The sequence below is a fragment of the Bacillus sp. 2205SS5-2 genome, assembly GCF_037024155.1.
GTDB lineage: Bacteria > Bacillota > Bacilli > Bacillales > Bacillaceae_K > Bacillus_CI.
Genome location: NZ_JAYKTS010000016.1, coordinates 92,810 through 105,403, shown reverse-complemented (window position 1 = coordinate 105,403; position 12,594 = coordinate 92,810). Strand labels below are relative to the sequence as shown.

The following is a 12,594-nucleotide window of genomic DNA, read 5'->3' as shown; positions in this document are numbered from 1 at the left end:
CCCTAGCCACTGCAGCTGGATCACGAAAAGCGGAAGTGGCTGCCCAGGGACGGCAGGCATCTGGCAGTACACGTAGTGAATCCCGATTCACGCAGTGGGCTGACAAATGCCCGAGTCCCTAGCCACTGCAGCTGGATCACGAAATGTGGAAGTGGCTGCCCAGGGACGGCAGGCATCTGGCAGTACACGTAGTGAATCCCGATTCACGCAGTGGGCTGACAAATGCCCGAGTCCCTAGCCACTGCAGCTGGATCACGAAAAGCGGAAGTGGCTCGCCCAGGGACGGCAGGCATCTGGCAGTACACGCAGTGAAGCCTGCTTCACGCAGTGGGCTGACAAATGCCCGAGTCCCTAGCCACTGCAGCTGGATCACGAAAAGCGGAAGTGGCTCGCCCTGAGGCGGCAGGCAAATGAAGAATGTAGTCAAAAATTAGATAAAATAGCCCTCACAAAAAGGAAACTCCCAAGAGTTTCCTTTTTTCCTTTAAGCGTATAGCGAGAATTTCGCTGCGAGAGCATCCACTCTTTGCTTCGCTTCATTTAGTTTTGCTTCATCTTCATGATGTTTCAGCGTTAGCGCCATAATTCCTGCAATTTCATCCATCTCAGCTAAGCCGAAGCCACGTGTCGTGACAGCGGCTGTTCCGATACGAATGCCACTGGTGACGAACGGACTTTCTGGATCGAATGGAATCGTGTTTTTATTCACGGTAATTCCGATTTCATCTAACACTTTTTCCGCTACCTTACCGGTTAACCCGAGTGAACGTAAGTCTAATAAAAGCAAATGATTATCTGTCCCACCAGAAACAAGATCTAACCCTTCTTTTTGTAAGGCTTCTCCCAAGTGTTTGGCGTTGTCAATAATCGAGCGAGTATAGTCTTTGAAGGATTCTTGCTGAGCTTCTCCGAATGCAACGGCTTTTGCGGCAATGACATGCATCAATGGACCACCTTGAATACCCGGGAAAATAGACTTATCAATTTTTTTCGCCCATTCTTCTTTACAAAGAATCATTCCTCCGCGAGGTCCTCTTAACGTTTTATGTGTTGTCGTGGTAATAAAATCAGCATAAGGAACTGGATTCGGATGGTCTCCCGTTGCCACAAGTCCAGCAATATGAGCCATATCTACCATTAAATAAGCGCCCACTTCATCAGCGATTTCACGAAACTTGGCAAAATCAATCGTACGAGGATAAGCACTTGCACCTGCGACGATCAGCTTTGGTTTATGCTCAACGGCTTTTTGACGAACATCTTCATAGTTAATATGGTGTGTTTCTTTGTCGACACCATATTCAACGAAATTATATTGAACACCACTGAAATTAACCGGACTTCCATGTGTTAGATGACCACCATGAGAGAGGTTCATCCCAAGCACAGTATCGCCAGTCTCTAAAATAGTGAAGTAAACGGCCATATTAGCTTGTGCACCTGAGTGAGGTTGAACGTTAGCATGCTCTGCGCCGAAAATTTCTTTTGCGCGATCACGAGCAATATTTTCCGCCACATCAACATGCTCACACCCACCATAATAACGACGTCCTGGATAGCCTTCCGCATATTTATTCGTCAGAACGGATCCTTGCGCTTCCATTACTGCTTCGCTTACGAAGTTTTCAGAAGCGATCAATTCAATTTTAGATTGTTGACGATTAAGTTCATCTTGAATCACAGCAAACACTTGTGGATCTTGATTGGCTAATTGTTTCATCTTACATATCCCCCTTCAAATATCATCAAACACACAGCCTTTAAATTCGTAATATTGCATTTTATGTAACCTACTATATTCTATCATGTGCGCCCACCGTTAAAAAGTCGTTACGCCTATTTTTTCTTCTAGGCTCTTCGTCTGCATTATGGCGGTTTAATTTACTATTTGTAAAAACCTTCATTTTGCCAGTGATTTCGTTCGAAAAAAGACGAAGATTCTTACAAAATCAACTTCTCCTAAGGTTTTTTTCGCATACTTTGTTGCTGTAGCATACAAAAAATAGGGAATCACTCTTATCTTTCATCATATCGGGTCAAAAATGATGCGAAAAGATGCCCGAAGTCATTCTTCATCACGATAGGAGGGCAAATTCGAAAAGCCACAATCTTTGCGAACACAGCCTCTCCTAAAGAGCACTGAACGGCGGTGAATAAACAATCTGACCTGCAACTTCACTTAATGAGCCTCTTTGAAGCTCGATTGCCATGAAATATTCAGGACCGACTGGAAAAGGAGGCGTAATCGAAAATTCCACTGAAGGCGTAAACCCAAACTTAGGATAAAACTCTGGATGCCCTAAGACAAACACATGTTGACAACCTAATTTTTTCGCAGTTTGTAGCCCTGCTCGGACAAGCTGCTGACCGATTCCTTGTCGTTGTTTTTCCGGCGATACACTCATTGGTGCTAGCGCTAAAGTCGAAACTTTGCTCGCATTCGTTTGAATGAAAATTTTAGAAAATAAAATATGGCCAATAACCTCTCCATCTTCTTCGGTTACTAATGACAGCTCAGGAATAAAGTAATCAGATTCACGAATGAGCGAGATGAGCTTCGCTTCACCTTCGCCCTTGAAAGCTGCGTTTGTGATGGTCGTTATTTGGTCGATGTCTTGTGGTTGTTCTGTGCGGATGTTCATCTTTATCACTCCTATTTATACCAAGAATATACATCGGAGTGTTACACTTCAATCTAATGAATACCACTAGACTTATGGGGGTTAAAATAATGTTAAAAACTATGATAGACATAGAAAATCTATTTGAGCGTGATGAAGAAATGCTGAAGATATTACGAGCAGCTCAATCTCTAGATTTACCTGATTGGTGGATATGTGCTGGTTTCGTCCGAAGCAAAGTTTGGGATAGCCTTCACGGATTTCAAAATAAAACTCCACTCCCAGATGTAGATGTCATTTATTTTGACACAGAAATAGTTAGTGAGCATAGAGAAAAAGTCTTAGAAGAACAGCTTCGATTAAATCTTCCTGGCATCCCTTGGTCGGTGAAAAATCAGGCTCGAATGCATGTGAAGAATCATTCATCACCTTACACAAGCGCTAATGACGCTATGTCAAAATTCCCAGAAACCGCTACCGCACTTGGTGTGAAGTTAGATGAACATGATCGCGTGAAGTTAGCGGCTCCTTTAGGGGTGGACGATTTGTTCTCGATGACGATTGCACCCACGCCTTATTTTCAAAAAACAGACGCACGAATGGCCATTTATCAACTACGAGTGTTGAAGAAGAATTGGTCGAAAACCTGGCCAAAAGTGATAGTTTCTACACAAAATTAGTAGGAGCTATTTGACCCAAATTCTTCTGCAGTCTGTGAGCTGGTGATCCTCAAAAGTTAACTGGTAAATATCTGGCATCGCCAGCTTCTTCCAAAAATTATAATCGTATTGCTGATCATAATGATTCATGATTAACACCATCAAATTGCCATGTGTCCCGACGACAATGGATTGTCCTCTATATTTTTGTAGAAGCATTTCTGTTGCAGCGATACCTCTTTTTTGAGCTTGTGCATTGGATTCGCCACCTGGCCAAGCAAATTGCTCGTCACGCCAAACAGCTTCAATGGAGGATTCAAAATTGTCGACGGATTGCAGAGCCAGCCTTCTTTCCTTTAAATTCTCGTAAACTTCTATTTCAATTCCTAGCGAACCGGCTAGCACTTCAACGGTTTGCTTCGCTCGCCGATATGGACTAGAGGTAATTTGATCGATTTTTTCATTTTGTAAAAGATCCGCTACCTTAATAGCATCCTCGAAACCTTGCCGTGACAATGGGCGTTCATACTCATCTGACGTATAAACCGAATGAGCATGTCGAACTAAATATAGAGTTGTTTTCATGCATTTCACCCTTTCAAAAAAAGAGATGCTCTGAGCACCTCTTTCTCAAGTACATTTTTCATTTTCAACAGTTTTTTCATAAACCGCACGAATACCACCAACCAACTTTGGTCGCGTGCGAGCTAAGGTGACATGAGCACTACCGATTTGATTTTTTGTAACACGAATAGGCACCGCCACATGCTTTAAATGCATGCCGATAAACGTATCACCAATATCAATGCCGCCGTGAGCCACAATATGTTCGACGACCACCGCATCTTGTGCGCGCTCATACGCAAGTGTCGCCATTGCTCCACCAGCTGTTCTAGCCGGAACAACCGTGACTTCCGCCAAATCCAATTTTTCCGCAAGGGCTCGGTCGACCACAAGCGCTCGGTTTAAATGTTCACAGCACTGAAACGCCAGCTGAAGATCGTTTTTTCTGGCAAAATTGTTGAGTTCATCGTACAGCATTACTGCCACTTCCGTTGCACCGGCTGTACCAATTTTTGCTCCGCTCACTTCAGAAGTTGAACAGCCAACTACGAAGATTTGTCCCGGTTTCAAGTTGGCTTGCTCTTGGTATTCCTGCAAGATTGAATGAAGCTCATCTCTCCAGTTTTGAATCAAGTTGTCCATGAATTCACCTACTACTTATTTTCGTATTGGGTTATCTTATTCAGTCGATTTTCATGACGGCCACCTTCAAATTCAGTCGATAACCAAACACGTGCAATTTCTCGAGCTAAACCAGGGCCAATGACGCGTTCTCCCATCGCTAGCATATTCGTATCATTATGCTCTCTTGTTGCCTTCGCTGAAAAAAGATCATGAACAAGCGCACAACGAATGCCTTTTACTTTATTCGCCGAGATGCTCATCCCGATTCCGGTTCCACAAATCAAAATTCCTTTATCAAACTCACCACTTGCCACTTTTTCGGCAACAGGTAAAGCGTAATCAGGATAATCAACCGAACCCTCGCACTCACAACCAAAGTCTTCATGCTCTATCTTCATTTCTTCTAATAAATTGCGAATTTCATTGCGTAATTGTATACCACCGTGATCAGATGCTAATGCCACTTTCATGGGAAAGCCCCCTTTTATTAGTTATGCTCTTTATTTTGTCATAATCATCTGGAATTATAAAGAAAATAGACCGTAATTCGAAAAACTTTCATATATTTCTTCTATTCTTCTCGCTAAACATGAGGTAGGATAGAGTGGTTACGCAACGAAGAGAGGATGTTGATGATGACCCAATATAAAATGATCGTACTCGATTTAGATGATACATTGCTTCAAAGTGACCAAACCATTTCTCTACGTACAATAAACGCCTTGATGACCGCACAAGCTCAAGGGGTTAAAGTCGTATTAGCATCTGGACGCCCGACATTTGGCATGCGCGGGATCGCTCGCGAACTCCAGCTTGAGAAGTTTGGTAGCTATATTTTATCCTTTAATGGTTCAAAAATTATTGATTGCCAAACAAATGAAGAACTCTATAGCATGACGCTCTCTCCAGAAACTGCTCATGAATTGCATGATTTAAGCGTCCGTGAAGACGTTTCAATTTTGACCTATGTCGGCGATACCATTATCACGAACACCGCAAATGCCTTCGCAACCATTGAAAGTGAATTAACGGGGCTTCCCGTTGAGGTCGTGTCTGACTTTAAAGAAGCAGTGCGTGAACCTGTCGTCAAAGCACTCATGCTTAAAGAACCTGCTAGATTAGTAGAAGTTGAGCAAAAGCTTCAAGCCGAGCTCGCTGATTCTCTCAGCGTGATGCGTTCGAAGCCATTTTTCTTAGAATTTACTGCACTTGGTGTGACCAAGGGAGCGAGCCTAGACTTTCTCATTAAAAAACTGGGCATTACGCAAGAAGAGGTCATCGCCATTGGTGACAGCTACAATGATTTAACCATGATTGAATTCGCTGGTCTTGGTGTCGCGATGGGCAATGCTCCTGAGGATATTAAAGAAAAAGCAAATTATGTGACCGACACAAATGATAAAGATGGCGTCGCGAAGATTGTTGAGGAATTTGTGCTAACGACTGTTTCAGTTTAAGAATGGAACCCTTGCAAAAGCAGGGGTTTTTTGATTTTCTTATGACTTTTATGCGCGATATTTTTTGCGCACGACTTTTCTCCTTTTGTGCACGACTTCCTTACTTTTGCGCACGACTTATCTTCTTTTGTGCACGACTTCCTTACTTTTGCGCACGACTTTTTCCTTTTATGCACAACTTTCTTTTTGCGCACCACTTTCTAACTTTTGCGCACGACTTCTCAACTTTTCCCGCACCAATCCCTACCGACTACTCTCCCCCACACTCCTACTCAACACAAAAAACGCGGCAAATCAACGTTCAATTCGCCGCGCTTTTTCTATTCTATCTTCCTAGCAATCAATCCATACGAAAGCTGGAAATGGTTTTCTTAAGTTTTCCTGCTTGTTCCTGCAGTCCGGTGACGAGTTCTTCGACGTTTTGCATGACTGCAGCTTGTTCTTTTGTCGCTGCTGACACTTCGAAAGAGCCGGCAGATGTTTCTTCTGCAATGGCTGATACGTCTTGAGATTGTTTTGACGTATCTTTGATGCTTTCCATTTGTTTGCTTACGAGAGTAGTAATTTGCTCCACTGAGTTTGCGACTTCGTGGATCGTTGACGTCATATGATCGAACACTTCATGAGTTTTATTGCCTTTTTTAGCTTCTTGATTGGCAGAGCTCACTTGCTCGGTGATTTGCTGAACAACTGCAGACACTTCTTTTTGGATGTTTTGAATCAATTCGGAAATACCTTGAACAGCGGTACCACTTTCATCCGCTAACTTCCGAACTTCTTCGGCAACGACAGCAAAGCCCTTCCCGTGTTCCCCAGCACGAGCCGCTTCAATCGAGGCATTTAATGCTAATAAATTCGTTTGCGAAGCAATGTCGCCAACAAGGCCAATAATCCGCTCCACTTTTTTGGCATTCTCTTCTAGTCGATGAACCGCTTCCAAAGAAGATGCGTTTCCTTGTGCCAATCGCTCCATGCCGTGTATTAATGAATGAATCACTTCTTTGCTTTCTCCAAGCTCTTTTACCATGTCAATCGAAGATAAATGTGAAGCTTCGGCACGGTTTTGCACCTCTTCAGCAATCCGGGTGATGTCTTCAAGCGCTTCCGCTGTTCCTTGAACCGAAACGGCAGAACTCTCTGCTCCAGCTGAAATTTCTGCAATCGTTTTGGAAATTGAATCGGCACGTTGTGAAGCATGAGTAGACGCCTCGGAAATCCGTACAACACTATCATTTGTTTGGCTGAAATTTTCTTCGATATTTTGAACCATTTTGCGAATGCTGCCTAACAGTCGGTTGAACCCGATTCCAAGTGCGCGGATTTCATCATCTGATTTAGATAACTCCACATCTTGTGTAATATCTCCGCGAGCTGCTTGAAGTGCTGCTTTTTCTAAATTTTGCAACGGACGCACGATTAGGCCGGCTGCGAGAAAAGCTAATATCCCTGACCAGAATATCCCTAAACCCAGTGTAATCGTAGCAAATAAACCTTCGCTCATGGAACTCATAAAATTTGGCTGAATGTAATACATAAAAAATGCGGTAACAGAATAAGTTATAATCGCTAACACTGTCGTAAAAAGAACAAGTTTCTTTCTTAATCCAAACTTATACATTTTTTTCTCCCGGTTCCCCACAATTGTTTCTCCTTCCAAGACCTATTTCTCTAGTTTCTTTTGCAATAAATCAATGAGCACTTGTAATTCTTTGTACGTTTTACGGTAGATTTCCACACTACCACCGAACGGGTCGGACACATCTCGATCATACGGATGCTCCGTCACGAATTCCTTCACAGTAAACATCTTATCTGCTGCTTGCGGAAACTGTTGGTTGATCGCGTGTTTATGACTGGATGTCATCGTGAAAATATAATCTGCCCAATCGATATCATCACGTCGTAACATACGAGAAGAATGCTCTTGTATTATATCGTTCTCTCGAAGAACTTGTTTAGTACCTGTTGAGGCAGGACCGCCGTCAGTAGCAAATATTCCCGCCGATTTCACGGTCCACTCCCGTTTACTTTGTGTTAATATCGCTTCAGCCATAGGACTTCGACATGTGTTCCCTGTACAAACAAATAATATTTTCATTGTTCATCCTCCTCTGACTTCCTTTTCTCATTTTACATGAGGTAGCTACGAATTTATAGCAAAAAACCGTCAATTTCTCGTGACGGCTACTTAATATGTGTGATTAAAAAACTCTCACGAAAGGGAATCACCTCCACCAAAGGCGAGCGAACCTGAAACATCTTAGCAAGATAGCCTTCATGTCCAGCAGATGTATATACAAAATTTAATTGATCCACCAATCGCGGATGTGGACTTGGCCACCTTTCTCTGTTCAATCGCATCCTGAATCCCTACGAAAAGTAGTGAAGATCCAGGTACTTATACACATTAAAGCGCATCATTATTCCTCCCCTACTATCCCCAACATTCATCCTATCCCTACATGCCCCAAAGCATTTTTATTCCAATGAAAAATAAAATACTACCTCCGAGCGCTTCACTATACATTCCGAGCCAATCGCCAACCCTTCGACCAATAAGTAAACCCGTCCAGGTTAACCACGTCGCCACAGCACCAAAGCATAGGACCGCCATCGCCGTTCTTGCTCCGTAAATTCCAAGTGTTAATCCCACTGAAAAGCTATCTAAACTGACACTTAACGAAAAAAGAACCAAGCCACCTCCAACGGGTGCTAGCATCGATTCCTCCCCTTCACGAAACGAAGACCAAAACATTTGGATACCGAGCACCACAAGCAGCACCCCGCCCGCAAGCGAAGCAAAACCACCAAACGTCTCCGATAAATACTTGCCCGTCACCATCCCTGCAAGTGGCATGATCACGTGAAAAAGTCCGACTGTGATACCTATGTAAAAGATTTGCTTTAATCGAAGCTGAAACATCCCCATTCCAATTCCTATTGAAAAGGCATCCATTCCTAAGGCGAACGCCATGATCATTAACGTCAGCAACTCTCCAAAATAAGTCGTCACTTTTCTTCCTCCTTCGGACATGCCTAAGACCAATTTATGCATCTCCAAAGTGAAAAAGAACAACGTCTAAAACGCAAAAAACCGGAGTTCCAAAACACCCGGTTTTCTTTGTCAATCTTTTGTATAATAGCAATACCCTGCCGCTTTTTCTAATCGATTCATGATCGCCAAACCGACGCCTTCTTTCGAAAAAACCTCGGCTAAAATAATATCTACATCCACCTCGTTAAACAAGCGTAATGTATGATATAGCTTTTGCGCTACCGTTTGTGGATTGGATCGATTTCCGCAAGAAATACCGAACGCTCCTTCTAGAGTCTCCGTCGTTTCTTCCGTCCCTAACACGCCTACTTTTTTCCCTTGAGCGCGCAAATCATTTACTGCTTGTTGAAGAGCTTCTTGGTCTCCTTCAAATAGAAGTAACGGGGCATCTGGAGCATAGTGAGTATATTTCATTCCAGGTGACTTTGGGGTACCCTTTCCTTCTTGTAAAGAAGGATCGACTGTAATTTCGCCCACTACCTCTTCTAGCTGTTCCATCGTAATTCCGCCCGGTCGTAATACAGTCGGAATATCGGTTGTGCAATCCACTACCGTCGACTCGACTCCAACACCCGTTTCACCACCGTCTACGACTCCAGCAATCTTCCCGAATAAATCATCTAACACATGCTGAGCTGTTGTAGGACTTGGCTTTCCCGAGGAATTCGCACTTGGAGCCGCCACTGGAACATCAGCCGCTTCAATTAACGAAAGAGCAATCGGATGGTCGGGCATTCGGACTGCTACCGTCTCAAGACCAGCTGTCACCTTTTCTGACAAAACACCTGCTTTCACAGGAAGAATAATCGCTAGTGGACCCGGCCAAAAGGCTTCAATTAGTTTCTCTGCTGCAAATGGGACCTGTTTGACCAGTTCATCTAATTGTTCTCTTTTGGCAATATGAACAATTAGCGGGTTGTCGTTCGGTCTTCCTTTTGCTGTAAAAATTTTACTTACAGCTTCATTATTTAACGCATTAGCACCTAACCCATAAACCGTCTCCGTCGGGAAAGCTACTACGTCATTTTCTCTTAAAATCTGAGCTGCTTCGACAATCTGTGGATAAAAAATAAACTTATCCACAAAAGTATCCACATTCCATCGTTTTGTGTTCATAACTTTTCTCCCTATTTCTTGCATGTTCATATCATCATATTATCTAGAATAAAAACATATCTTACCCTATTTTATTAAAAATTATCCTTTGCAAGTATAAAAGATGAAAGTCAATTATTCAAGCGTTATCCACATATTGTGGGTAAAAACATTTGAAATGTGTATAACTCTGTGGACAGTTGTGAATAACTTTCAGAAAATACCGCTTTTTTCATAAAGTTATTCGGTTTCCCACAAATTCATCCCCATTTCTACTTCAATTCACATTTCATTAAAAATGTACTTTGCATATTTTCAAGTTTCGCCAAATACGTAAAATGACTTAACTCAGACTGTAGAGCAGACGCATCCAACAGCTCAAATCCTAAAAATTGAAACAACGCCACTGATGTAGCTTTATTCGTCGCTAAGTAAATTGTCGAAAGTCCTCGTTCACGTGAATCCATTCGAGCCGTTTCAAAAAGTGTGAATAAGTCTTGTTCTGGGACAGCGGGTGCGATGGCGAGCGAGCGAAGTAAGCCTTTCTTCGCCTGAATCTCTATTCCTAATGTGCCGACGATCTTCTCCTGTTCGTCTTTCATAATAAAGAACGGATTCCCCTCCTCCAAAACCCCATCCACACTTAAGCCTGCTTTCATTAAAAAATTCTCTATTTTATCTCTATCACTACTATTTGCTACATTCACCGTATTCATCATTACTCCCTCTCTTTCCTAATCTCTCATTTCATATTTATGTAAGAGAGGGAAAAATAGAACCCTTGATTTATTAGGATTCTTACTAAAAATCTGTTGCTCAAGCCTAGAAAACACAGCTATTGATTTTTTTCAGCTCTTACTTTTTACGATGAGGAAAGTAGTATGGCAATGATGGCTTTATTCGAAAAGTAATGTTGTTTAATAACACAGATCTTATGAAAATAATCCTTTTAACCACTCGACCACAAAGAATTTGATTTCTGGTTCCTCATCCTCTACATAAACAACTTCAGCTCGACCCTTTTCTTCTTCCTCTACAGACTTCTTCTCGAGTTCACTTGCTTCTACTTTTGTTTCAAATCCGTCACTTACCGCTGTTCCATTTGAAAAGTCAAGAAAGCATAGGGGAGGAAACAAAACGCACCACCAATTCGCTCCTTTACCGGCTCCGAGTGTAATCAAAATCGCTTCATACTCTCCTGCTGGGTATAGATATTGGCCGTAGAGTTTTGTGGGAAATTGCACCTGTTCGAAATTGATTGAAACATCTTGTGAAATTCCCTCGGCCTCCATCACATCTTCAGCAATCTGCTCAATCGCTGGTATGTTTTTTTGAATCGTTTGGCGAGCGGCATCAATGGTCGTTAACTCCTCCACCCACAGCGTAATTTGCTCATTTACTTTATCTCTAATACTTCGTTTTAAGTCTTGATCCTCTTGCGAATCGCTGTTAGCTAGTATTCGGAGGCGAATCGCTTCATCAGGGATAACGCTGATCTCCTCAGCTGCCGCTTCTTGTTTCGGAATATATAAACTCAACACCGTTGTCAGTGACAACATGACCAAGTATGCGTACACCACTAATTTTGTCTTCATTTTCTTCGCCCCCTTCTCTAGTACCATTGTGGGCAATTTTCTGACTTCTTAAACTAGCAAGTTGAATTATTTGAAAAAATAATAGATTAGGAGGAAGTCTATATCGTTTGAACTTAAGTTTTCTTTTCGAGATAGCTTTGTTAAACAGGGCGGCTCCAATCATAAACAAATGGATCAAGCAGGAATTTAACATTTCCTACTCAGATCGTGGCGTGCGGGCATTGCTCTACCGTCTCAATCTGAGCTTCACCAAACCAACATATACACTGGCTAAAGCTGATCCTGTCAAACAAGAAGCGTTCAAAGAAGAGTTTAAACAGCTTAAAAAAACTCCTAGATGGGGAAATAGACCGCATCTTATTTGAGGGTGAATCCATGATTCGAGACTATCAAGCTTTATCACGAACTTGGTTTGCCAAAGGTCAACAAAAGATCATTCCGACCTATGGAAAACATTGGGGTGCAAAGTTAATTGGTACGTTGGATTACGAGACAGGAGAGGTATTCTGTATCCAGGAAGAGCGCTATACGGCCAAGGAATTCCTGTCCTTTCTCGAAAAGGTGATCGATAAATATAATGGAGAAAAGATTGTCATGATTTTAGATAACGCGAGAATTCATCATGCAAAACGTAACCAACCGTTTTTAGAACAACATAAGAACCTTCTTACTTTGGTCTACCTTCCGCCTTATAGTCCAAACCTTAATATGATTGAAGAACTTTGGGGTTGGTTAAAATCATCTGTCATCAACAATGTATTCTTTGATTCTGTTCAAAAAATACGTAAAGCTGTTCAAGGGTTTGTTCGTCACATCAATAAAACGCCAGAAGTCACTATGAATCGGCTGTGCATGCAATTCTAAATATTTTTTACCGTATATATAGATCGAAATTTTTTCTTTCTTATCTTTCAAAGAGGCTAG

14 protein-coding genes and 2 pseudogenes are annotated in these 12,594 nt (G+C 42.2%); 4 read left to right on the top strand and 12 right to left on the bottom strand.

Annotated features, from left to right (window positions below):
- Positions 1 to 106 precede the first annotated feature (106 nt).
- Positions 107 to 238, top strand: coding sequence for a hypothetical protein (locus U8D43_RS12305; protein ID WP_335871476.1), 132 nt, complete (start codon positions 107 to 109; stop codon positions 236 to 238).
- Positions 239 to 484: 246 nt separating this feature from the next.
- On the opposite strand, the gene glyA is transcribed toward U8D43_RS12305, so the two are convergent.
- A complete protein-coding gene (gene glyA / locus U8D43_RS12300; RefSeq protein ID WP_335871475.1) occupies positions 485 to 1,720 on the bottom strand; it encodes a serine hydroxymethyltransferase in 1,236 nt (411 codons plus the stop codon).
- Between the two features lie 409 nt (positions 1,721 to 2,129).
- Positions 2,130 to 2,642, bottom strand: coding sequence for a GNAT family N-acetyltransferase (locus tag U8D43_RS12295; protein WP_335871474.1), 513 nt, complete (start codon positions 2,640 to 2,642; stop codon positions 2,130 to 2,132).
- A gap of 89 nt (positions 2,643 to 2,731) precedes the next feature.
- Here U8D43_RS12295 and U8D43_RS12290 point away from each other — a divergent pair, with 89 nt between their 5' ends.
- Positions 2,732 to 3,301 (top strand): nucleotidyltransferase family protein, encoded by a 570-nt coding sequence (locus U8D43_RS12290; RefSeq protein ID WP_335871473.1) that lies wholly within the window; start codon positions 2,732 to 2,734, stop codon positions 3,299 to 3,301.
- Between the two features lie 6 nt (positions 3,302 to 3,307).
- Here the strand turns inward: U8D43_RS12290 and U8D43_RS12285 are convergent, their stop codons facing one another.
- From U8D43_RS12285 to rpiB, 3 genes are read right to left on the bottom strand one after another with little or no spacing between them, the layout of a single operon-like run.
- A complete protein-coding gene (locus U8D43_RS12285; RefSeq protein WP_335871472.1) occupies positions 3,308 to 3,865 on the bottom strand; it encodes a histidine phosphatase family protein in 558 nt (185 codons plus the stop codon).
- Between the two features lie 45 nt (positions 3,866 to 3,910).
- Positions 3,911 to 4,486 carry a TIGR01440 family protein gene (locus tag U8D43_RS12280; RefSeq protein WP_335871471.1) on the bottom strand — a complete coding sequence of 192 codons (576 nt, stop codon included), beginning with the start codon at positions 4,484 to 4,486 and terminating at the stop codon, positions 3,911 to 3,913.
- A gap of 11 nt (positions 4,487 to 4,497) precedes the next feature.
- Complete coding sequence (rpiB, locus tag U8D43_RS12275) at positions 4,498 to 4,938, bottom strand: ribose 5-phosphate isomerase B (protein ID WP_335871470.1); 441 nt, start codon at positions 4,936 to 4,938, stop codon at positions 4,498 to 4,500.
- A 165-nt stretch (positions 4,939 to 5,103) separates the two neighbouring features.
- Between rpiB and U8D43_RS12270 the strand changes: the two genes are divergently transcribed.
- Positions 5,104 to 5,925 (top strand): Cof-type HAD-IIB family hydrolase, encoded by an 822-nt coding sequence (locus tag U8D43_RS12270; protein WP_335871469.1) that lies wholly within the window; start codon positions 5,104 to 5,106, stop codon positions 5,923 to 5,925.
- Between the two features lie 340 nt (positions 5,926 to 6,265).
- On the opposite strand, the gene U8D43_RS12265 is transcribed toward U8D43_RS12270, so the two are convergent.
- The 7 genes and pseudogenes from U8D43_RS12265 to spoIIR all read right to left on the bottom strand — a co-directional run bounded on the left by U8D43_RS12265 (position 6,266) and on the right by spoIIR (position 11,670).
- Complete coding sequence (locus U8D43_RS12265) at positions 6,266 to 7,195, bottom strand: methyl-accepting chemotaxis protein (protein WP_442893602.1); 930 nt, start codon at positions 7,193 to 7,195, stop codon at positions 6,266 to 6,268.
- A 15-nt stretch (positions 7,196 to 7,210) separates the two neighbouring features.
- Positions 7,211 to 7,426, bottom strand: a pseudogene (locus U8D43_RS20995) (HAMP domain-containing protein); the annotation flags it as partial.
- A 159-nt stretch (positions 7,427 to 7,585) separates the two neighbouring features.
- The gene (locus tag U8D43_RS12260; RefSeq protein WP_335871468.1) at positions 7,586 to 8,023 is read right to left on the bottom strand and encodes a low molecular weight protein arginine phosphatase; all 438 of its coding nucleotides are present in this window, start codon (positions 8,021 to 8,023) and stop codon (positions 7,586 to 7,588) included.
- A 360-nt stretch (positions 8,024 to 8,383) separates the two neighbouring features.
- On the bottom strand, positions 8,384 to 8,905 hold the full coding sequence (locus tag U8D43_RS12255; protein ID WP_442893601.1) for a manganese efflux pump MntP: 522 nt from the start codon (positions 8,903 to 8,905) through the stop codon (positions 8,384 to 8,386).
- Between the two features lie 144 nt (positions 8,906 to 9,049).
- Positions 9,050 to 10,096 (bottom strand): L-threonylcarbamoyladenylate synthase, encoded by a 1,047-nt coding sequence (locus tag U8D43_RS12250; protein ID WP_335871466.1) that lies wholly within the window; start codon positions 10,094 to 10,096, stop codon positions 9,050 to 9,052.
- Between the two features lie 251 nt (positions 10,097 to 10,347).
- Positions 10,348 to 10,791, bottom strand: coding sequence for a GNAT family N-acetyltransferase (locus U8D43_RS12245; protein WP_335871465.1), 444 nt, complete (start codon positions 10,789 to 10,791; stop codon positions 10,348 to 10,350).
- A gap of 216 nt (positions 10,792 to 11,007) precedes the next feature.
- Positions 11,008 to 11,670 (bottom strand): stage II sporulation protein R, encoded by a 663-nt coding sequence (gene spoIIR / locus U8D43_RS12240; RefSeq protein ID WP_335871464.1) that lies wholly within the window; start codon positions 11,668 to 11,670, stop codon positions 11,008 to 11,010.
- A gap of 134 nt (positions 11,671 to 11,804) precedes the next feature.
- Here spoIIR and U8D43_RS12235 point away from each other — a divergent pair.
- Positions 11,805 to 12,534: pseudogene (locus tag U8D43_RS12235) on the top strand (IS630 family transposase); the annotation flags it as partial.
- Positions 12,535 to 12,594 lie beyond the last annotated feature (60 nt).

Coding starts and splice junctions, on each gene's coding strand:
- U8D43_RS12270 (WP_335871469.1), top strand. CDS start 5,104: ATGACCCAATATAAAATGATCGTACTCGATTTAGATGATACATTGCTT.
- U8D43_RS12250 (WP_335871466.1), bottom strand. CDS start 10,096: ATGAACACAAAACGATGGAATGTGGATACTTTTGTGGATAAGTTTATT.
- U8D43_RS12285 (WP_335871472.1), bottom strand. CDS start 3,865: ATGAAAACAACTCTATATTTAGTTCGACATGCTCATTCGGTTTATACG.
- rpiB (WP_335871470.1), bottom strand. CDS start 4,938: ATGAAAGTGGCATTAGCATCTGATCACGGTGGTATACAATTACGCAAT.
- U8D43_RS12280 (WP_335871471.1), bottom strand. CDS start 4,486: ATGGACAACTTGATTCAAAACTGGAGAGATGAGCTTCATTCAATCTTG.
- U8D43_RS12305 (WP_335871476.1), top strand. CDS start 107: ATGCCCGAGTCCCTAGCCACTGCAGCTGGATCACGAAATGTGGAAGTG.
- U8D43_RS12295 (WP_335871474.1), bottom strand. CDS start 2,642: ATGAACATCCGCACAGAACAACCACAAGACATCGACCAAATAACGACC.
- U8D43_RS12260 (WP_335871468.1), bottom strand. CDS start 8,023: ATGAAAATATTATTTGTTTGTACAGGGAACACATGTCGAAGTCCTATG.
- U8D43_RS12265 (WP_442893602.1), bottom strand. CDS start 7,195: ATGGTTCAAAATATCGAAGAAAATTTCAGCCAAACAAATGATAGTGTT.
- spoIIR (WP_335871464.1), bottom strand. CDS start 11,670: ATGAAGACAAAATTAGTGGTGTACGCATACTTGGTCATGTTGTCACTG.
- U8D43_RS12290 (WP_335871473.1), top strand. CDS start 2,732: ATGTTAAAAACTATGATAGACATAGAAAATCTATTTGAGCGTGATGAA.
- U8D43_RS12255 (WP_442893601.1), bottom strand. CDS start 8,905: ATGATCATGGCGTTCGCCTTAGGAATGGATGCCTTTTCAATAGGAATT.
- glyA (WP_335871475.1), bottom strand. CDS start 1,720: ATGAAACAATTAGCCAATCAAGATCCACAAGTGTTTGCTGTGATTCAA.
- U8D43_RS12245 (WP_335871465.1), bottom strand. CDS start 10,791: ATGAATACGGTGAATGTAGCAAATAGTAGTGATAGAGATAAAATAGAG.